At 66.8% G+C, this 17,445-nt stretch carries 21 protein-coding genes; 13 read left to right on the forward strand and 8 right to left on the reverse strand.

Features of this window, described 5'->3' with window-relative positions:
* The first annotated feature begins 11 nt into the window (after positions 1–11).
* From speB to BS74_RS04850, 11 genes are all read left to right on the forward strand, one after another.
* The gene (gene speB, locus BS74_RS04805) at positions 12–887 is read left to right on the forward strand and encodes an agmatinase (protein WP_038056559.1); all 876 of its coding nucleotides are present in this window, start codon (positions 12–14) and stop codon (positions 885–887) included.
* Between the two features lie 39 nt (positions 888–926).
* Positions 927–1,820, forward strand: a complete 894-nt coding sequence (locus BS74_RS04810; RefSeq protein ID WP_038056561.1) for an alpha/beta hydrolase family protein — start codon at positions 927–929, stop codon at positions 1,818–1,820.
* 9 nt (positions 1,821–1,829) lie between these two features.
* Entirely contained in the window at positions 1,830–1,994 is a 165-nt protein-coding gene (locus BS74_RS11870; RefSeq protein ID WP_185747694.1) for a hypothetical protein, read from the forward strand.
* A gap of 6 nt (positions 1,995–2,000) precedes the next feature.
* Positions 2,001–2,903, forward strand: coding sequence for a PHP domain-containing protein (locus BS74_RS04815; protein WP_038056562.1), 903 nt, complete (start codon positions 2,001–2,003; stop codon positions 2,901–2,903).
* Positions 2,900–3,454 carry an elongation factor P gene (efp, locus tag BS74_RS04820; protein ID WP_015716879.1) on the forward strand — a complete coding sequence of 185 codons (555 nt, stop codon included), beginning with the start codon at positions 2,900–2,902 and terminating at the stop codon, positions 3,452–3,454. The genes BS74_RS04815 and efp overlap by 4 nt, the downstream gene beginning before the upstream one ends.
* A gap of 108 nt (positions 3,455–3,562) precedes the next feature.
* Positions 3,563–4,087, forward strand: a complete 525-nt coding sequence (gene accB / locus BS74_RS04825; protein WP_038056564.1) for an acetyl-CoA carboxylase biotin carboxyl carrier protein — start codon at positions 3,563–3,565, stop codon at positions 4,085–4,087.
* Entirely contained in the window at positions 4,084–5,421 is a 1,338-nt protein-coding gene (accC, locus tag BS74_RS04830; protein ID WP_038056566.1) for an acetyl-CoA carboxylase biotin carboxylase subunit, read from the forward strand. Before accB ends, accC begins: the two co-directional genes overlap by 4 nt.
* Positions 5,422–5,433: 12 nt before the next feature.
* Positions 5,434–5,763 (forward strand): Asp23/Gls24 family envelope stress response protein, encoded by a 330-nt coding sequence (locus BS74_RS04835; protein ID WP_038056568.1) that lies wholly within the window; start codon positions 5,434–5,436, stop codon positions 5,761–5,763.
* The gene (gene nusB, locus BS74_RS04840; RefSeq protein WP_038056571.1) at positions 5,756–6,211 is read left to right on the forward strand and encodes a transcription antitermination factor NusB; all 456 of its coding nucleotides are present in this window, start codon (positions 5,756–5,758) and stop codon (positions 6,209–6,211) included. The genes BS74_RS04835 and nusB overlap by 8 nt, the downstream gene beginning before the upstream one ends.
* A 1-nt stretch (position 6,212) precedes the next feature.
* A complete protein-coding gene (locus BS74_RS04845; RefSeq protein ID WP_038056573.1) occupies positions 6,213–7,064 on the forward strand; it encodes a bifunctional 5,10-methylenetetrahydrofolate dehydrogenase/5,10-methenyltetrahydrofolate cyclohydrolase in 852 nt (283 codons plus the stop codon).
* Positions 7,048–7,503, forward strand: coding sequence for a divergent PAP2 family protein (locus tag BS74_RS04850; RefSeq protein ID WP_038056575.1), 456 nt, complete (start codon positions 7,048–7,050; stop codon positions 7,501–7,503). The genes BS74_RS04845 and BS74_RS04850 overlap by 17 nt, the downstream gene beginning before the upstream one ends.
* Here the strand turns inward: BS74_RS04850 and BS74_RS04855 are convergent.
* Positions 7,482–7,682 (reverse strand): hypothetical protein, encoded by a 201-nt coding sequence (locus tag BS74_RS04855; protein ID WP_038056577.1) that lies wholly within the window; start codon positions 7,680–7,682, stop codon positions 7,482–7,484. The two genes, BS74_RS04850 and BS74_RS04855, sit on opposite strands and share 22 nt — an antisense overlap.
* Before the next feature lie 74 nt (positions 7,683–7,756).
* On the opposite strand from BS74_RS04855, the gene BS74_RS04860 reads away from it, so the two are divergent.
* Entirely contained in the window at positions 7,757–9,739 is a 1,983-nt protein-coding gene (locus BS74_RS04860) for a (Fe-S)-binding protein (protein ID WP_038056579.1), read from the forward strand.
* On the opposite strand, the gene BS74_RS04865 is transcribed toward BS74_RS04860, so the two are convergent.
* The 4 genes from BS74_RS04865 to BS74_RS04880 all read right to left on the reverse strand — a co-directional run bounded on the left by BS74_RS04865 (position 9,736) and on the right by BS74_RS04880 (position 12,830).
* Positions 9,736–10,290, reverse strand: coding sequence for a class I SAM-dependent methyltransferase (locus BS74_RS04865; protein WP_038056581.1), 555 nt, complete (start codon positions 10,288–10,290; stop codon positions 9,736–9,738). The two genes, BS74_RS04860 and BS74_RS04865, sit on opposite strands and share 4 nt — an antisense overlap.
* Positions 10,283–10,957 carry a TerC family protein gene (locus BS74_RS04870; RefSeq protein ID WP_038056584.1) on the reverse strand — a complete coding sequence of 225 codons (675 nt, stop codon included), beginning with the start codon at positions 10,955–10,957 and terminating at the stop codon, positions 10,283–10,285. Before BS74_RS04870 ends, BS74_RS04865 begins: the two co-directional genes overlap by 8 nt.
* Entirely contained in the window at positions 10,954–11,892 is a 939-nt protein-coding gene (locus BS74_RS04875) for an alpha/beta hydrolase (RefSeq protein WP_038056586.1), read from the reverse strand. The genes BS74_RS04870 and BS74_RS04875 overlap by 4 nt, the downstream gene beginning before the upstream one ends.
* An 86-nt stretch (positions 11,893–11,978) precedes the next feature.
* Entirely contained in the window at positions 11,979–12,830 is an 852-nt protein-coding gene (locus tag BS74_RS04880) for a DUF1517 domain-containing protein (protein ID WP_038056588.1), read from the reverse strand.
* Between the two features lie 110 nt (positions 12,831–12,940).
* On the opposite strand from BS74_RS04880, the gene lon reads away from it, so the two are divergent.
* A complete protein-coding gene (gene lon / locus BS74_RS04885) occupies positions 12,941–15,367 on the forward strand; it encodes an endopeptidase La (protein ID WP_038058844.1) in 2,427 nt (808 codons plus the stop codon).
* Positions 15,368–15,427: 60 nt separating this feature from the next.
* On the opposite strand, the gene bshA is transcribed toward lon, so the two are convergent.
* The 3 genes from bshA to BS74_RS04900 form a co-directional block, all read right to left on the reverse strand.
* Positions 15,428–16,531 carry an N-acetyl-alpha-D-glucosaminyl L-malate synthase BshA gene (bshA, locus tag BS74_RS04890; protein WP_038058845.1) on the reverse strand — a complete coding sequence of 368 codons (1,104 nt, stop codon included), beginning with the start codon at positions 16,529–16,531 and terminating at the stop codon, positions 15,428–15,430.
* Positions 16,532–16,664: 133 nt separating this feature from the next.
* Positions 16,665–17,159, reverse strand: coding sequence for a hypothetical protein (locus tag BS74_RS04895; RefSeq protein WP_038056590.1), 495 nt, complete (start codon positions 17,157–17,159; stop codon positions 16,665–16,667).
* A gap of 29 nt (positions 17,160–17,188) precedes the next feature.
* The gene (locus BS74_RS04900; RefSeq protein ID WP_051946746.1) at positions 17,189–17,440 is read right to left on the reverse strand and encodes a hypothetical protein; all 252 of its coding nucleotides are present in this window, start codon (positions 17,438–17,440) and stop codon (positions 17,189–17,191) included.
* Between the last annotated feature and the right edge of the window lie 5 nt (positions 17,441–17,445).

Raw genomic sequence — 17,445 nt, forward strand, 5'->3', positions numbered from 1 at the left:
CTCTATGGGGTATGCGCCTGGTCTTTGGTGAGCGCGATACCCCTTACCAGGAGGCCCGGGTGGTGGTCCTGCCCGTGCCCTACGACCTTTCCCTGTCCTTCCTGCCGGGGGCGAGGCTTGGCCCTGAGGCCATCTTGCTGGCTAGCCGGGAGCTGGAGCCTTTTCTCCTGGAGCTCATGGTGGCCCCGGAGGAGGTGGGGATCCATGCCGCGGAGCCCGTGCCCTGGGTGGCGGGAAGCGCGGAGGCCAGCCACGCCCTGATCCGGGAAGCGGCCCTTGAGCACCTGCGGGCGGGCAAGTTCGTGGTTTCCCTGGGGGGGGACCACTCCATCACCCATCCCCTGGTCCAGGCCCACCGCGAGGCGCTGGGGGAGTTTTCCATCCTGCACATCGATGCCCACGCGGACCTTTACCCGGAGTGGCAAGGCTCGGTCTACTCCCACGCATCCCCCTTCCACCGGCTCCTAGAGGAGGGCTTTCCCCTGGTGCAGGTGGGCATCCGGGCCATGGACAGGGAGTCCTTGGCCCTGGCCCGGGAGCGGGGGGTGGGGCTTTTCCCCGCCCACCGGCTTCACCGGGAGGGGCTACCCCTGGGGGAGATCCTGGGGGCCCTAGGGGAGCGGGTCTACATCAGTTTGGATTTTGATGCCCTGGACCCTTCCCTCATGCCCAGCGTGGGCACCCCCCTCCCCGGGGGCCTCACCTACCGCCAGGTGGTGGACCTCCTGGGGGCGGTGTTCCGGGAGAAGGAGGTGGTGGGGATGGACTTCGTGGAGCTTTCGCCCAATGGGCAGTTCCATGCGGAGATGACCGCGGCCCAGCTGGTCTACCACGCCATCGGCCTAAAGGGCCTCCAGGCGGGCTGGCTCGAGGCGGCCACCCCCTAAACCACATTCCTCGGCTTCCTGCCCCCTTAGCGTGGGGCCATGGTCCGCTGGGTTCTTTGCCTGGGGCTCCTCCTCCACGGGTGGGTGCGGGCCGAGCCCCTTACCCTTCCCGACCTTTGGCAGAGGTCGTACGGGGAGGGGGGGTTCCGCGTGGAACGGGTTTTGGGGGAGGGGCCTTCCTTCACCCGCCTTCAGTTCTCCCACCTTTCCGATGGCCTTCGGGTCCATGGGTTTGCCAACCTGCCCAAGGGCAAGGGCCCCTTTCCCGTGGTGGTGGTCCTCCATGGCTACGTGGAGCCGAGCCGCTACCGCCTCCTGGCCTATACCACCCCTTATGCGGACTTCTTCGCCAGGGAAGGGTACCTGGTCCTGCACCCCAACTATCGGGGCCATCCCCCCTCGGAGGGGCGGCCCGCCGGGGGCCTGCGCCACGCGTATGCGGTGGACGTGCTCAACTTGCTGGCCGAGGTGCGCAAGGGTGCCCTGCCCCAAGCGGATGGGAGGCGCATCGCCCTCTTCGGCCACTCCATGGGCGGGGGGATCGCCCAGGTGGTGGCCTTGGTGGATCCCCGCCTGAAGGGGGTGGTGCTCCAGGGCAGCATGAGCGGGGACGAGAGGCGGAACCTGGAGCGGATCCATCGCTGGTCGGGGGGCGCTCGAGGCCTTGAGCTTTGGGCCTTGCCCGCAAAAACCCTGGCGGAGGCTTCCGCCTGGACCTACCTGGAGAGGGTCGCTGTGCCCTTCAGCGTCCACCACGGCACCCAGGATGCCCAGGTGCCCCCGGAGTGGTCGTGGGAGCTTTGCCGAAGGCTTAAGGCCTTGGGGAAGCCGGTGGAGTGCTTCCGTTACCCTGCGGGCCACCTTTTCCGCGGGGAGGCGGACCGGGTCTTCCGCCAAAGGGTCCTGGACTTTTTCGGGCGGGTCTTGCGCTAACTTGGAGCCATGAGCCTGGTGTTGGCCCACCTCGAGGCCCTCTTCTTGGCCTTGGCCTTCGGCAGCCTGGTCTTGGGGATCCTCGCCCGGCTTGTGGGGGTGCGGAGGGTTTGGCCCTTCCTCCTCGTGGCCGGGGTTTTCCTGGCCTTGGCCCTCTGGGCTGGGTTAGAATAGGCCCTTGTGGCTAAGCACGTGGTTTCCGTCTCCCTGGGAGGAAGCCGCCGGGACTCCAGGGTCCAGGTGGAGCTTCTGGGGGAAGAGGTGGTTTTGGAAAGGCGGGGCACGGATGGCGACTTCAGGAAGGCCCTTGCCCTCATCGCCGAGTTGGATGGCCGGGTGGACGCCATCGGCCTTGGGGGCATCGACCTCTACCTCTGGGCAGGGGGACGGCGCTACACCATCCGGGACGCCAAAGGGCTCAAGGAGGCTGCCCGTAAGACCCCGGTGGTGGACGGCTCGGGCCTAAAGCACACCTTGGAGCGCCGGGCGGTGGCCCAACTGGCGGGGCTGATAGACTGGAAAAAAACCAAGGTGTTGCTGCCCTCCGCCGTGGATCGCTTCGGCTTGGCCGAGGCCCTGCACGAGGCTGGAGCCCGGGTTCTTTACGGGGATTTCATCTTTGCCCTGGGGTTGCCCATACCCCTCTACTCCCTCTCCTTCTTGCAGAAGCTGGCCTTTGTGCTCCTTCCCCTCCTCACCCAGCTTCCCTTCCAGCTCCTTTACCCCACGGGGGAAAAACAGGAGAAGCGGGTGGTGGACTGGCGGAGCCGCTACTACCTCTGGGCGGATGTGGTGGCGGGGGACTGGCACTACCTCAAGCGCCACATGCCCGACGACATGCGGGGAAAGACGGTGCTCACCAACACCACCACGGCGGAGGACGTGGCCTTTCTTAGGGAACGGGGGGTAAGGCGCCTCATCACCACCACCCCCCGCCTCCAGGGGCGGAGCTTTGGCACCAACGTCATGGAGGCCCTTTTGGTGGCCTTGGCCGGGCGGGAGCTTGGGGAGGAGGAGTATCTTCGGTATATTGACCTCTTAGGGCTTGAGCCCCAGGTCTTGGACCTACAGGAGGAAGCATGATCAGCGTGACCGATCTACGGCCCGGCACCAAGGTCAAGATGGAAGGCGGCTTGTGGGAGTGCGTGGAGTACCAGCACCAGAAGATCGGCCGTGGCGGGGCCAAGGTGGTGGCCAAGTTCAAGAACTTGGAAACGGGGGCCACCATTGAGCGCACCTTCAACTCCGGGGAGAAGCTGGAGGACATCTACGTGGAGACCCGGGAGCTCCAGTACCTGTACCAGGAGGGGGACGACCTGGTCTTCATGGACCTCGAGACCTACGAGCAGTTCCACCTGCCCAAGGACCAGGTGGAGGCGGCGCGGTTTCTCAAGGAGGGGATGACCGTCCTGGGGGACATGTACGAGGGGCGCCCCCTGAAGATCACCCCCCCCACCGTGGTGGAGCTCAAGGTGGTGGACACGCCCCCGGGGGTGCGGGGGGACACGGTTTCCGGCGGGAGCAAACCCGCCACCCTGGAGACCGGAGCGGTGGTCCAGGTGCCCCTGTTTGTGGAGCCCGGCGAGGTCATCAAGGTGGACACCCGCACGGGCCAGTACGTGGGCCGCGCCTGAGGCTTTTGGGCGGGAGGGCCCGGGTTCACCCCCGGGCTTTTCTTTTACTGGGTCCAAGGGCACGGGTGGCCCTTGGTTAGGGTAAGCTTGATGCCGCGAGGTGCACCCATGACGCCCAAGGAGCTGAAGCAGATCCTGCAGGCCCTGGTGGAGCACGGGGTGAGCGAGCTCACCCTGGAGACCCCGGACTACAAGCTCACCGTACGCCGAGGGGGCGAGGTGCAGGTGGTGGCCTTGCCGCAAGGGATAACCGCCCCTTCCGCCTCCACCCCGCCTCCCTTGCCCACGCCCGCCACTTCGGGCGTGCCGGTTCCTGCGGCTCCGGCCCCGGAGGCTTCCCTCGAGGCCCCCGAGGCGAAGGAGGCCAAGGGGGCAGAGGAGGGGTGCCCGGGTTGCGTGGAGGTGAGGGCCCCCATCGTGGGTACCTTCTACCGGGCCCCGGCCCCCGACGCCCCCCCTTACGTGAAGGAAGGGGACCGGGTGGAGAAGGGCCAGGTGCTCTGCATCATCGAGGCCATGAAGCTCATGAACGAGATTGAGTCGGAGGTTTCGGGCATCGTTAAGAAGATCTTGGTGAAAAATGGAGAGCCCGTGGAGTACGGGCAGCCCCTTTTCCTGATCCAGCCGCTATGAAAAAGGTTCTGATCGCCAACCGAGGGGAGATCGCCCTGAGGATTATCCGGGCCGCCAAGGAGTTGGGGATCAAGACCGTGGTGGCCCACTCCACCGCCGACGAGAAGAGCCTGCCGGTGCTCTTGGCCGACGAGGCCATCTGCATCGGCCCGCCCCCCTCGGGGCAGAGCTACCTGAACATCCCCAACCTGCTTTCCGCGGCCATCGTGACCGGGGCCGACGCCATCCACCCCGGGTACGGCTTCCTGGCGGAAAACGCCACCTTTGCCGAGATGTGCCGGGACCACGGCATCACCTTCATCGGCCCCACCCCGGAGAACATGCGGGCCCTGGGGGACAAGGCCACCGCCAGGAAGGTGGCGCGGGAGGCTGGGGTGCCCACGGTTCCGGGGACGGATGAGCTTGAGAGCGTGGAGGAGGCCAAGCGCGCCGCCCAGGAGATCGGCTACCCCGTGATCCTCAAGGCCTCCGCCGGGGGCGGGGGCAGGGGGATGCGCTTGGTGCACACCGAGGAGGAGCTGGAGAGGGCGGTCCAGCAGGCCCAGGAGGAGGCCCGGGCCGCCTTTGGCAACCCCGCCGTCTATCTGGAGAAGTACATTGAGGAGCCCAAGCACATCGAGATCCAGGTCCTGGGGGATGGGGAGAACGTCATCCACCTTTGGGAGAGGGACTGCTCCATCCAGCGCCGGCACCAGAAGCTCTTGGAGGAGGCCCCCAGCACCCTGCCCTTGGAGACCCGGAAGGCCATCGCCGAGGCGGCTGCCCGGCTCGCTCGGCACGTGGGGTATGTCTCCGCGGGCACCCTGGAGTTTCTGGTGGATAAGGAGGGGAATTTTTACTTCATTGAGATGAACACCCGCATCCAGGTGGAGCACCCCGTGACCGAGATGATCACGGGGATTGACCTGGTCCAGGCCCAGTTCCGCATCGCCATGGGGGAGAAGCTCTGGCTCCGGCAGGAGGAGGTGGAGGTCCGGGGGCATGCCCTCGAGGTGCGGGTCAACGCCGAGGACCCGGAGAAGGGCTTTAGGCCCTCCATCGGCAAGGTGGAAACCCTCCTTTTCCCCGGGGGGCCGGGGATCCGGGTGGACAGCCACCTCTATGCGGGGTACCAGATCCCGCCCCACTACGACAGCTTGATCGCCAAGATCATCGCCTGGGCCCCCACCCGGGAGGAGGCCATCAAGCGCATGGAAAGGGCCCTTTCCGAGACGGTCATCGAGGGGCCCGGCCTCAAGACCACCATCCCCTTCCACCAAAGGGTGCTGCAAAACGCCTTCTTCCGCCGGGGGGCGGTCTACACCAACTTCGTGGCCCGGCGGATGGAGATGTAGACTGGGCGTGTGATGGTGGAGTACGAGATCAGCGACCATGCCCTCGAGGGGCTGGTGGCCCATGCCCTTTCCGAGGTCCAGGGGGTGCGGCTTCTGGAAACCACCCCCCGCTCCCTGGGGGAGGTTTTCCGGCGGATGAAGCCCATCAAGGTGGAGCGCACCCCCGAGGGGTTCACCGTGGACCTGGTCCTTTCCGTGGACTACGGGGTTCCCATCCCCGAGGTGGCCCAGGCGGTGCAGAAGGCCGTGAGGGAGGCCCTTTACCTGGCCACGGGGGAGAAGGTGTTGGCGGTCAACCTCACCGTGGCCCAGGTGGAGTACCGGAAGGAGGCCCATGCTTAGGCGAGCCCGGGAGCTGGCCATGCGGGCCCTGTTTGCCCACACCCAGGGGGGGGTGGACCTGGAGGAGGCCTTCCGTCACGCCTTGGAGGAGATGGGGGGGGAGGAGGACGCCTACGGCGATCCCCTGGACCAGGAAGGGGTGGCCTTTGCCCGGAGGCTCTTGGAGGGGTACAAGGCCCATGCGGAGGAGGTGGACCGGGTGCTGCGGGAAACCGTGGAGGGATGGGATTTCGCCCAGATGTCCAAAACCGACCTCACGGTCTTGCGCCTGGCCACCTACGAGATGCTCTACGAGCCCACCCCCTTCGCCCCCCTGATCGAGGTGGCGGTGAAGATCGCCAACCGCTACGGGGGGGAGCACTCCGGGGCTTTTGTCAACGGGGTCCTTGGCCGCTTGTACCGGCGGATTAAGGGGGGCGAGCTGAAGGCGGTGCCCAAGGAGGACTGAGATGACCCTTGCCCGTATCCTTTCCGGCCACGAGGTGGCGCAGGCCGTGTACCAGGAGCTAAGGGAGACCCTTAGCTCCCTGCCCTTTGTGCCCTCCCTCCGGGTGATCCGCCTGGGGGATGACCCCGCCTCGGTTTCCTACGTGCGCCTGAAGGACAAAAGGGCCCGGGAGCTGGGCCTTTTGAGCCAGGTGGAGGTGTACCCGGCGGATACCCCCGAGGAGGCCCTTTTAGAGCGGATCGCCACCCTGAACCAGGATCCCGAGGTGGACGGTATCCTGGTCCAGCTTCCCTTGCCCGCCCACATCCGCACGGATCGGGTTTTGGAGGCCATCTCTCCCCTCAAGGATGTGGACGGCTTCCACCCCATCAACGTGGGCAAGCTTTGGAGCGGGGGCGAGGGGCTTTTCCCCTGCACCCCCTTGGGCATCGTGCGCCTCCTAAAGCACCACGGGGTGGAGCTAAGGGGCAAGGAGGTGGTGGTCCTGGGCCGGTCCAACATCGTCGGCAAGCCCCTGGCCGGCCTCCTCCTGCGGGAGGACGCCACCGTGACCGTGGCCCATTCCCGCACCCGGAACCTTCCGGAGGTAACCCGGCGGGCAGAGGTGCTGGTGGTGGCGGTGGGGAAGCCCCACCTGGTGCGCAGGGAGTGGGTGCGGCCGGGGGCCATCGTGGTGGACGTGGGGGTGAACCGGGTGGACGACAAGCTCCTTGGCGATGTGCACCCCGAGGTGGCCGAGGTGGCCTCCGCCCTCACCCCGGTCCCCGGGGGTGTGGGGCCCATGACCGTGGCCATGCTGATGGCCAACACCGTGAAGGCGGCTTTGCTCAGGCGGCATGGAGCTCCTCGCTAACCAGGTCTTTTGGACGGCGATCCTGGCCAACCTTCTGGCCCAGACCCTGAAGCTTTTCCTCTATTACCTGCTGGAGGGCCGGTTTCAGTGGGAACGCTTCTTGGAAACCGGGGGGATGCCCAGCTCCCACTCCGCCACCGTGAGCGCCTTGGCCATGGGGGTGGGCTTCCGGGAGGGCTTTGGTAGCACCCTGTTCGCCGTGGCCGCCGTCCTTGCCCTCATCGTCATGTACGACGCCACGGGGATCCGCCGGGCGGCGGGGCTTCATGCCCAGCTCCTCAACCAGTTGGTTCAGGAACTGCAGCAGGTTTTGCAGAAGGGTCCCGCCCCGGAGCCTTTGAAGGAGCTTTTGGGCCACACGTACCTCGAGGTCCTGGTGGGGGCCCTTCTGGGCGCCTTGGTGGCCTTCCTCAGCTTTCACCTTTTCCCGGCGGCGTAGAAGGCCAGGGTTTGCCCCAAAAGGAAGACCAGGAGCCCCAGCACCGGGGAGAGGAAGAAGACGAAAACGCTCACGAAGAGCACCAGCGCCAGGGGCAGGAGGGGCTTTTTGAAACGGTGGAAGACCCAGAGGTTCAAAAGGCCGAAGAAGAGGAGGAGGCCAAGGGCCATGGTTTCCATGGGGCACCATTGTAAGCCCTTGCCAGGTGGGCGCCATGGGGTAAACTTTTACTGAGTATAAGGAGGTTGGACCCATGCTTACGCTACCGGAGAAAATCCTCTTTATCCTGCTCCTGGCGGGCAGCCTTTACTATGCCTATACCGGCTTTCGCCGGGTGTATCTGGCCATCCGCCGGGGGCGTCCTGAGGACCGGTTTGACCGCCTGCCCGAGCGTGTGGGGAGGGCCATCTGGCTAACCCTTACCCAGCGGACGGTCTTCAAGAGGCGGCCCTTGGTTTCCCTCCTCCACGCCTTTGTCTTTTACGGGTTCGTGTACTACCTCCTGGTCAACCTGGTGGACCTCTTGGAGGGGTACTTCCCCCTGCACACCCAAGGAGGGGTCTGGAACGCCTATAACCTCGTAGCCGACCTCCTCACCGCGGCCATCCTGGTGGGCATCCTGGGCCTGATGCTCCGCCGCTACCTGCTGGCCCCGCACGACTTCACCTGGAACCCCAAGGTGCCTCTCCACGAGCGGGTGCGCCAGGGCATCCCCAGGGACTCGGCCATCGTGGGGGCCTTCATCACCTTCCACGTGGGAAGCCGCCTCCTCTCCAAGGCGGCAGGCCTGGCCCAGGGGGAGCCCGATCCCTTCCAACCGGTGGCCAGTCTCCTGGCGGGCCTCCTTTCCGGGCTTGCCCCCTCCAGCCTGGTGGTCTTGGAGCACGTCTTCTGGTGGGGCGCCCTGGGCTCCATCCTGCTCTTCCTTCCCTACTTCCCCCGTTCCAAGCACATCCACCTGATGATGGGCCCCATCAACCTGGCCTTCCGCCAGGAAAAGCCCGGGGCCCTCGAGCCCCTGGACTTTGAGAAGGAGGAGAAGTTCGGGGCGGAGAAGCTGGAGGACCTTTCCTGGAAACGGCTCTTGGACGCCTACGCCTGCATCATGTGCAACCGGTGTCAGGAGGCCTGCCCTGCCTACACCACGGGCAAGGCCCTTTCCCCGGCGGCCATCGTCATTTCCGAACGCTACGAGCTGAACGAGATTCTCTCCGCATTCGCCCACGGGCAGGAGAGCCCCAGGCCCCTCATGGACTTCGCCCTGAACGAGGAGGCCCTTTGGGCCTGCACCACCTGCATGGCCTGCGTGGAGGTCTGCCCGGTGGGCAACGAGCCCATGCTTCACGTCCTGGATGTGCGCCGGGCCAAGGTGCTCATGGAGGGCGCCTTCCCCCAGGAGCTTAACAACGCCTTCCGCGGCATGGAGCGCTCCGGCAATCCCTGGGGCATCGGCCAGGACAAGCGCCTGGACTGGGCCGAGGGGCTTAACGTGCCCACCGTGGAGGAAAAGCCCCACCCCGAGGTCCTCTACTGGGTGGGGTGTGCGGCCAGCTACGACCCCAGGGCCCAGAAGATCGCAAGGAGCATGGTGGAGATCCTGAACGCCGCCGGGGTGGACTGGGCGGTTTTGGGCCGAAGGGAGAAGTGCACCGGGGACGCGGCCAGGAGGGCAGGGAACGAGTACCTCTTCTTCCAGCTGGCCACGGAGAACGTGGAAACCCTAAACCAGGTGGCCCCCAAGACCATCGTGACCACCTGTCCCCACTGCTTCCACACCATCGGCAACGAGTACAAGGCCTTTGGCGGGGAGTACCGGGTGGTGCACCATTCGGAGTTCATCGCCGAGCTTCTGCAAAGCGGCAAGCTCCAGGTGTCCGAAAAGACCAGGCAGGTGGTCTTCCACGACCCCTGCTACCTGGGCCGGCACAACGGGGTGTACGACCCTCCCAGGGACGTGCTTAAGGAGGTGGGTTTCCAGCTGGTGGAACCGCCCAGGAACCGGGAAGGGAGCTTCTGCTGCGGGGCGGGTGGGGCCCAGTTCTGGAAGGAGGAGGAACCCGGGGCCATGCGGGTTTCCGAGAACCGCTACCGGGAACTCAAGGGCACCGGGGCCGAGGTCATCGCCACCGGGTGCCCCTTCTGCATGGCCATGATGAACGTGGAGGTGGCCCAGGACGAGAGGCCCCCGGAGGTTTTGGACATCGCCGAGCTGGTGGCCCGGGGCCTTAGGGCTTAGGTCCCCCGTGGGGGCTTGGGCTTCTGGTAAACGGCGAAGACCCGGTAGGCCCCCATCCACCCCTCCCCGAAGGCCCTTAGGGCCAGGCCTGGGGGAGGGGTGAGGAGTTCATAGGGTTCCCAGTAGAAGGGGCTATGGGGGCGGCCCCGGCGGATGGCTTCCCGGCGGCTAAAGCCCTCCACCAGGACCAGCCCTCCCGGAGCCACCAGGGGAGGGAGGGCCTTAAGGAGAGGGCGGTTCACGTAATAGCTCATGAGGACGGCGGCGAAGGGGCCCTTGGGCAGGTGGGCCAGGGCCTGGGGAGCCTCGAGGTCCAGCCCCACGGGGGTCAGGCCGCTCCTGCCCCTAAGCCTTCGCAGGGCCTCGAGGCTCCTTTCCACCAGGACCACGGGGTGGCCCCTTTGCAGGAAGTAGTGGGCGTTCCGTCCCAGGCCCCCCGCCAGGTCCAGCACGGGCCCAGGGGGGACGAGGGGCCCGTAGGCCCGCACCGTGAAGGCGGGAGACCGCTCCCCTTCGCTTTCCCGGTAGAAGGCGTCCCAATCCCTAGGCATGTTTCCGGAGGGCCAGAAGGCTTCCCCCCAGGAGGATGAGGAGGGTTACGCCCCAGAAGAGCGGCTTGGGCATGTGCCAGGCCAGGTCCGGACGGTGCAATAGCTCGGCCAAGGTGGCCTTTCCCTCCAGGAGGAGCTTAACCCCCGCCCAGCCCACCAAAGCGTAGGCCACCTTCTCCAGGCCCGGGTACCGTTCCATCACCGTGACCACATAGCTGGCGGCCAGGCGGATGAAGAGGATGCCCAGGGCCACGCCCACGAAGACCAGGAGGAGTTCTCTGGAGAAGGCCACCACCGCCAGGATGGAGTCCACGGCAAAGGCCAGGTCCACCAGGTTGATGAGGAGCACCACCCGCCAGAACTCCCGGGCGGTGGCCTCGGGCAAGGGCCTGGCCTCCGGGTGGTCCCGGAAGTGCTGCACCATGAGGTAGAGGAGGTAAAGCCCCCCCAACACCTGCACCCACCATAGCCGGATCAGGTACACGGCGAAGAGAAGGGCGAGGCCCCGCAGGAGGTAGGCCCCCAGGACCCCGTAGAAGAGGGCCTTGCGGCGCAGGTGGGCAGGCAGGGGTTTGACCATCACCGCCAGGACCAGGGCGTTGTCCCCGGAGAGGAGGGCCTCGAGGGCCGCCACGGAAAGGAGCACCAAAAGGGTTTCCGGATTCATGCTTCCCCCAGGAGGTAGCGAAGCCCCGGGGCCAGGGCTTGCTTCCACGTGACCCAGTTGTGCCCCGAGGCCCTTTCCCGGTAGGCGTGGGGCACCTTGCGGTCCGCCAGGAGGGCGGCGAAGCGGCGGGCTGGGGCCAGGAGCCACTCCAAAAGCCCCACCTCCAGGTAGATGCGGGGCAGGTCCTGGGCGTGGGCGTACTGCTCCAAAAGCCACTCCCGGTCCCGGTAGGCGTCCGTGCCCCCTGGGTGGGCCTTTAGGGCCGGGGAGAGGGCGAGGACCTTTGGGAAGCGGTCCGGGTGGCGCAAGGCCTGCCACAAGGAGAAAAGCCCCCCCAGGGAGGCCCCCACCAGGAGGATCTCCCCCAAAGGGCCCCGGAGGCGCTCCACCTCCCCCAGGACCCGGTGAAACTCCTCTTCGTAGCTTTCCGAAAAGCGGTACTCCTGGTTCCGGTCTATGGGTTCCACAAAGACCAGGCGCACCGGGGGGATCTCGCCCGCCTCCACCAGGGCTTGGGCCACCTTGTGCAGGCCCGCGGTGCGGTAGAAGGCCACCCCGTCCTGGGCCACCAGGGTGGCCTTGGGGTTTGCCCCGGCTTCCGCCACGTAGTAGCGCCGTTGCCCCAGGCGGTGGCGCTCCACTTTGGGCTCCTCCCGGGGCTCGGGGGGCGCTTCCAACCGGTGCCCGGGAAGCCGGACGGCCCGGGGGTAGGTCCACCAGGGGTTGTCCGCCCGCTCCGGGTTTTCGGGGTCGGGGAAGGGCCTACCCAGCTCGTCCAGGAAGGCGTATTCCACGTAAGCCCCCTCCGGGAACTCCAGGGTGACGGGGCCGGTGAGGGGGATGGGGTTCCTTTCCCAGTCGGTGAAGTCCCCCACCAACGCCTTGGCCCGGGGAGGGGGAAAGAAGGTGACGGTGCGCTTAGAAACCCGTACCACGGGAATACTCTACCTGGGACGAGGAGGGACCTAGGCGCCCCGGCGGTGGCTTGCGCCGCGGCGGGGGGCTTGGGCATCGCCGGCCCCTAGAGCTTCTCCAGCCCCGGGTAGAGGAGGAGGAGCTCCTCTTCCGTTAGGGCCTCGCCTTCCCTTTCTGGGGTCCAGGAGAGGTACGCCCCCAGGAGGGTGTAGGGGCTGGAGCCAGCCAGGTCCATGAGGGCCTCCCGGGCCCGGGACCGGGTCAGGGGGGAGCGGGGGGGAAGGAGCCTGCGGTCGGCCAGAAGGAGGCTTACCACCAGGTAGCGTCCCCCGGGCTCCACCTGGGCCTGGTACCCCTCGGTCACCTCCTTTTTCCCCTCAAAGTGGCGGAAGGTTTCCTGGTACTTGCTCCTTTCCTCCAGCATCCAGGCGTCAAACCGGGCCAGGGCCTCCTCCTCGGAGCCCCCCGCCACCTGGTAGTCGCCAAAGCGCCAGGCGGGCTCCTCCCGGAGGAGGAGAAGCGCCGCCTCGTCCACCAGGTCCGCCAGGCCCTTGGCGGAGGTGGTCTCCGCCCCCTCGGCCAGGTGGCGGAGGGCCCGTTGCACCTGGGGGCGGGCCAGGAGGGCCAGGCGTAACCTGGCCACGCTGGCGGTGGGGCCCCTTTGCCCGGGGCTTCCCGCTTGGCGGAGGCCCTGCACCATGTAGGCGGCCACCAGGACCAGGCCGAGGAAGGCCAAAAGGGGTACAATGCCCAGGCTTCCCCCACCCCCTCCGGGGTAGACCACCACCGGGCCCGGGTAGGAGGGGTACGCGGGTGCCGGGGCGGGGAAGACGGGGGCTGGGCCAGGGCTCATGGGGGGTGGGCTTGGGACGTAGGGGCGTCCACCCACCCCACCCCCGCTTTTCTGGGCAAAGGCCAGGGCCAGCGCCAGGAGAAGGGCCCAGAGAAAGGGGCGCATGGCTTTAAGCTTACGCCAGGGAGGGGGGCTTTGTGCTAAAGCTCAAGATGCAGTAAACTTGACATAGGTAAGCTTAGGCTATGGACGAGATCAAGGAAAGGAGGGAAACCATGCTGCCAGAAACCCTGCCCGTCTGCCCGGTGAGGGGCTCCGTCATCTACCCCACCATGGTGATGCCCATCGATGCCGGCCGGCCCATCTCCATCCGGGCCATCGACCAGGCCTTGGCCCGGGAACGGGTGCTCCTCATCGTGAGCCAGAAGGATAAGGAGGTGGAAAACCCCAGACCTTCCGACCTCTACGAGGTGGGCACCGCCTGCAACATCCTGAAGATGCGCAAGAACCCGGACGGCTCCGTCCAGGTGTTGGTGCAGGCCTTCGCCCGGGTGCGGGTGCGGGAATGGCTGGACCTGGGGGACCACCTCGAGGCCAAGGGGGAGGTCCTCTCCGATGAGCCCGCTGACCCCACCTTGGTCAAGGCCCTGGTGCGGGAGGTGAAGGACAAGTTCCAGGCCCTTTTGAAGGAGGGCAAGTACCTGGCCCCCGAGGTGGCCCAGTTCGTCCTCAACCTGGAGGACCCGAGCCAGCTGGCCGATTACATCGCCTTCCACATGGACTTCCGCCTGGAGGATAAACAGCGGGTCTTGGAAACCGCCAACGTGGCGGAGCGGCTCAAGCGGGTATTGGTGCTCCTCGAGGCGGAGCTGGAGCTCATCGAAACGCAAAGGCGCATCCAGCAACAGGTCAAGGAGGAGATTGACCGCAACCAGCGGGAGTACTTCCTGCGGGAGCAGATGAAGGCCATCCAGCGCGAGCTCCATGGGGAGGAGGGCGCCGAGGAGGTGGAGGAGTTCCGCAAGCGGGTGGAGGAGCTGAACCTCCCCCCCGTGGTGCGCCAGGAGGTGGAGCGGGAGCTCAACCGCTTTGCCCGCATGCACCCCGACTCCGCCGAGGCCAGCGTCATCCGCACCTATCTGGACTGGATCGTGAACCTCCCCTGGAACACCCGCACCGAGGACAACCTGGACCTCTCCCGGGCCAAGGAGATCCTGGAAAGGGACCACTACGGCCTGGAGAAGGTCAAGGACCGGGTGCTGGAGTTTTTGGCGGTGCGCAAGCTGAAGGCGGAGAGGGCCAAACGCGGGGAGATCCCCGAGGAGGAGGTGAACAAGGGCCCCATCCTCCTCTTCGTGGGGCCCCCCGGGGTGGGCAAGACCTCCATCGCCAAGAGCATCGCCGAGGCCCTGGGCCGCAAGTACGTGCGCATCTCCTTGGGGGGCGTGCGGGACGAGTCCGACATCCGGGGCCACCGCCGCACCTACATCGGGGCCATGCCGGGTCGCATCATCCAGGGCCTGCGCCAGGCGGGCACCAAGAACCCCGTCTTCCTCCTGGACGAGGTGGACAAGCTGGGCATCTCCTACCAAGGGGACCCGGCGGCAGCCCTTCTAGAGGTTCTGGACCCCGCCCAGAACAAGGAGTTCGTGGACCACTACCTGGGGGTGCCCTTTGACCTTTCCGAGGTGATGTTCATCTGCACCGCCAACTTCCCCCAGAACATCCCCGCGCCCCTTTGGGACCGGATGGAGGCCATTGAGTTCACCAGCTACATCGAGCAGGAGAAGCTGGAGATCGCCAAGCGCTACCTCCTCCCCCGGCAGATGCGGGAGACCGGCCTCCTGGAGGGCCAGGTGGTGGTCACCGAGGCGGCCCTTATGCGCCTCATCACCCATTACACCCGCGAGGCCGGGGTGCGGCAGCTGGAAAGGGAGATCGGCTCCCTCCTGCGCAAGGCCGCCCGGCAGATCCTGGAGGAGGGGAAAAAGCGGGTGCGCATCACGGAAAGGGACCTGGAGCGTTACTTGGGCCCCCCCCGCTTCCTGCCGGAGACCGAGGCCCGGGAGCCCCAGGTGGGGGTGGCCACGGGGATGTACTACACCCCCGTGGGCGGGGACATCATGTTCGTGGAGGTCTCGGTGATGCCGGGCAAGGGCAACCTGATCCTCACCGGGCAGCTTGGGGATGTGATGAAGGAGTCCGCCCGGGCGGCGCTCTCCTATGCCAAGCGCAACGCCGAGCGCTTCGGCATCCCCTTGAAGCGCTTTGAGGAATCCGACATCCACATCCATGTGCCGGCGGGGGCCATCCCCAAGGAGGGCCCCAGCGCCGGGGTGGCCTTGGTGAGCGCCTTGGTGAGCGCCCTCACGGAGGTGCCCGTCCGCCACGACATCGCCATGACCGGGGAGATCACCCTCACGGGCAGGGTGCTTCCCATTGGCGGGGTGAAGGAGAAGGTGCTTGGGGCCAGGCGGGCCGGGATAAGGGAGGTGATCCTTCCCAAGCAAAACGAGGCCGATCTCGGGGATATCCCCAAGCCCCTGCGGCAGAACATGACCTTCCACTTCGTGGAGCATCTGGACCAGGTGCTGGACCTGGCCTTGGTGGGGGGGCTTAAGGCCCTGGAGGAACGGGCCCAGCGGCCTAAGGCCAAGGGGGTGAGGGGGCGGGCCAAGAAGGAGGTGGTGGCCCACGCCTAGGGGTTGGCCCCCATGGCGGGAACCCCGCCCGGGGAAGACCCCCGGGCGGTTTTTCCCTCCTTAAAGGGGGTTCCCCAGGGCCTTCTGGTACACCTCCAGGTAGGCCTGGGTGATCCTTTCAGGGTGGAAATAGGCCATGGCGTATTCCCGGGCCACCTTGCGCATCCTGGGGAGTGCGGGATGGGCCAGGAGGTCCAGCACCGCCTGGGCGAAGCCTTCCAGGTCCCCCAACTCTACCAGGCGCCCCACCTCGGGCCGCACCAGCTCAGGAACCCCGCCCACGGCGGTGGCCACCACGGGGACCCCGCTGGCCAGGGCCTCGAGGGCCGCCTGCCCGAAGGATTCCTCCTCCGAGGCCAAGAGAAAAAGGTCCGCGGCTCCCAGGACCTCCTCGGGGTGGGGCGTGGGGGGGTGGAAGCTGACCCAGCGCTCCACCCCCAGCTCCGCGGCCACCCGCCTCGCCTCCCCCTCCTCCGGGCCCTTGCCCAGGAGGAGAAGCCTGGCCTTTACCTTCCTCCGCACCTTGGCGAAGGCCCGCACGATGTCCGGCACCCTCTTGATGGGGCGGAAGTTGGAGGCGTGCACCAAAAGCCACTCCCCCTCGTCCGCATAAAGCCTCTTGCGCTCCGGCCTGGGGTAGAAGCGGTCCGGGTCCACGGCGTTGTGGATCACCACGGGGTTAACCCCAAAGGCCTTCTGGGCCTCCTGGGCCAGGGCCCGGCTGACCGCGGTGGTGGCCTTAGCCCTTTGCAGGGCCTTCCGGGTGGGGCCGTGGAAGGCGGGGTCCATCCCCAGGACCGACACGTCCGTGCCGTGAAGGGTGTGGACCAGGGGGAGTTCCTCCCCCAGGGCCAGGTAGGCGGCGGGGGCGTGGGGAATGGCGTAGTGGGTGTGGACCAGGTCCAGCCCTAGCCCCTTGGCCTCCCGTTCCAGCACCCCGGCCAGGGAAAGGGTGTAGAGGGGGCCGGGGAAGACGGGGTAAAAGGGGAGGTCCACGGGGATGTAGACCACGGGGCTGTCCTTGGGGAGGCGGAAGGGCCTTTCCGTGGCGAAAAGGTAGACCCGGTGGCCCATCTGGGCCAGGCGGTGGGCCAGCTCCGTGGCCACGATGCCGCTACCCCCGAGGCCGGGGTAGGCCACCAGGCCGAGCCTCAGCACCCGCACGCCCAAACCCGCGAAAGGGGAGAGGGCCAAACCCTTCCCAGACGCTTGCCCATGGGAGGGGCTCCTTCGTGTTCCCCGGTGGGTCGCAAGCCAAAGGTCATGCTCCCAGTTTAGCGTAGGGGCCAAGGAGCCCTCAGGGCCGCCAGCCCGAGGGGCTTGCGGGATAGGGGGGGTTGGCCCCGCGGGGGACCTCGAGGCGGAATAGCCGCGAGAGGAGGACCACACCCCCGGTGGTTTGGGCCTGGGTCAGGGCCTGGTGCAGGAGTTGGGATAGCTCCAGGAGGAACCGGTCTTGCCGCCCCTTGCTCACGGGAAGGGCCCCGAAGGTGAAGCAGGCGGGGTTCACCGCCGGGCAGTGGGGCTCCACCCTTAGCCTTCCCCCCAGGAAGTAGAGCCGCCAGGCCCCCAGGTCCACCCGGTACCCGGCCCGCAGATGCTCCCGGTACTGCTCCGAAAGCTTCCGCCAAAGCTCCTGGGCTTCCTTGCCGGAGGGGCTAAGGGTATACCGCCACTCCCGGGCCCCCGCCTGGGTCAGGGTTTGGCTCCGGGTAAGCCGCCAGTCCTGGGCCAGGGCTGGGGATAGGAGCCAAAGCCCCAAGAGGAGCATCCAGGGGAGGGTCTTTCCCATGGCTTCCATCTTGACATGGGGTGCCGGGGCTAGAGGTTTCTAAGGAGCTCCTCCCCTTCCTCCATGTAGGGGTCCCAAGGGATAAAGGTGTACCCTCCTCGAGACCTGGCGGGGTAATAGGGGAGGTCCAGGCGGAGGGGGGTGCGGACTTGGGGAAACTCCTGGATGAGGGCGGGAGGGGGCTTGGGATAGGTGTGGGGGCGCAACCTTTCCAAAAGAAGGCTTAGCCGGAACGCCCAAAGGGCCTTCCCATTTTTTCTCCTGGGCTGGGGACCCTCCATGGCCT

The organism is Thermus amyloliquefaciens, from assembly GCF_000744885.1.
GTDB lineage: Bacteria > Deinococcota > Deinococci > Deinococcales > Thermaceae > Thermus > Thermus amyloliquefaciens.

What these genes read in the sequence shown, in the direction of transcription:
- BS74_RS04900 (WP_051946746.1), bottom strand. Translation starts at nt 17,440, where the DNA reads ATGGAGGGTCCCCAGCCCAGGAGAAAAAATGGGAAGGCCCTTTGGGCG.
- speB (WP_038056559.1), top strand. Translation starts at nt 12, where the DNA reads ATGCGCCTGGTCTTTGGTGAGCGCGATACCCCTTACCAGGAGGCCCGG.
- BS74_RS11870 (WP_185747694.1), top strand. Translation starts at nt 1,830, where the DNA reads ATGAGCCTGGTGTTGGCCCACCTCGAGGCCCTCTTCTTGGCCTTGGCC.
- BS74_RS04880 (WP_038056588.1), bottom strand. Translation starts at nt 12,830, where the DNA reads ATGCGCCCCTTTCTCTGGGCCCTTCTCCTGGCGCTGGCCCTGGCCTTT.
- lon (WP_038058844.1), top strand. Translation starts at nt 12,941, where the DNA reads ATGCTGCCAGAAACCCTGCCCGTCTGCCCGGTGAGGGGCTCCGTCATC.
- efp (WP_015716879.1), top strand. Translation starts at nt 2,900, where the DNA reads ATGATCAGCGTGACCGATCTACGGCCCGGCACCAAGGTCAAGATGGAA.
- nusB (WP_038056571.1), top strand. Translation starts at nt 5,756, where the DNA reads ATGCTTAGGCGAGCCCGGGAGCTGGCCATGCGGGCCCTGTTTGCCCAC.
- accB (WP_038056564.1), top strand. Translation starts at nt 3,563, where the DNA reads ATGACGCCCAAGGAGCTGAAGCAGATCCTGCAGGCCCTGGTGGAGCAC.
- BS74_RS04895 (WP_038056590.1), bottom strand. Translation starts at nt 17,159, where the DNA reads ATGGGAAAGACCCTCCCCTGGATGCTCCTCTTGGGGCTTTGGCTCCTA.
- BS74_RS04845 (WP_038056573.1), top strand. Translation starts at nt 6,213, where the DNA reads ATGACCCTTGCCCGTATCCTTTCCGGCCACGAGGTGGCGCAGGCCGTG.
- accC (WP_038056566.1), top strand. Translation starts at nt 4,084, where the DNA reads ATGAAAAAGGTTCTGATCGCCAACCGAGGGGAGATCGCCCTGAGGATT.
- BS74_RS04870 (WP_038056584.1), bottom strand. Translation starts at nt 10,957, where the DNA reads ATGAATCCGGAAACCCTTTTGGTGCTCCTTTCCGTGGCGGCCCTCGAG.
- BS74_RS04860 (WP_038056579.1), top strand. Translation starts at nt 7,757, where the DNA reads ATGCTTACGCTACCGGAGAAAATCCTCTTTATCCTGCTCCTGGCGGGC.
- BS74_RS04850 (WP_038056575.1), top strand. Translation starts at nt 7,048, where the DNA reads ATGGAGCTCCTCGCTAACCAGGTCTTTTGGACGGCGATCCTGGCCAAC.
- BS74_RS04865 (WP_038056581.1), bottom strand. Translation starts at nt 10,290, where the DNA reads ATGCCTAGGGATTGGGACGCCTTCTACCGGGAAAGCGAAGGGGAGCGG.
- BS74_RS04855 (WP_038056577.1), bottom strand. Translation starts at nt 7,682, where the DNA reads ATGGAAACCATGGCCCTTGGCCTCCTCCTCTTCTTCGGCCTTTTGAAC.
- BS74_RS04810 (WP_038056561.1), top strand. Translation starts at nt 927, where the DNA reads ATGGTCCGCTGGGTTCTTTGCCTGGGGCTCCTCCTCCACGGGTGGGTG.
- BS74_RS04835 (WP_038056568.1), top strand. Translation starts at nt 5,434, where the DNA reads ATGGTGGAGTACGAGATCAGCGACCATGCCCTCGAGGGGCTGGTGGCC.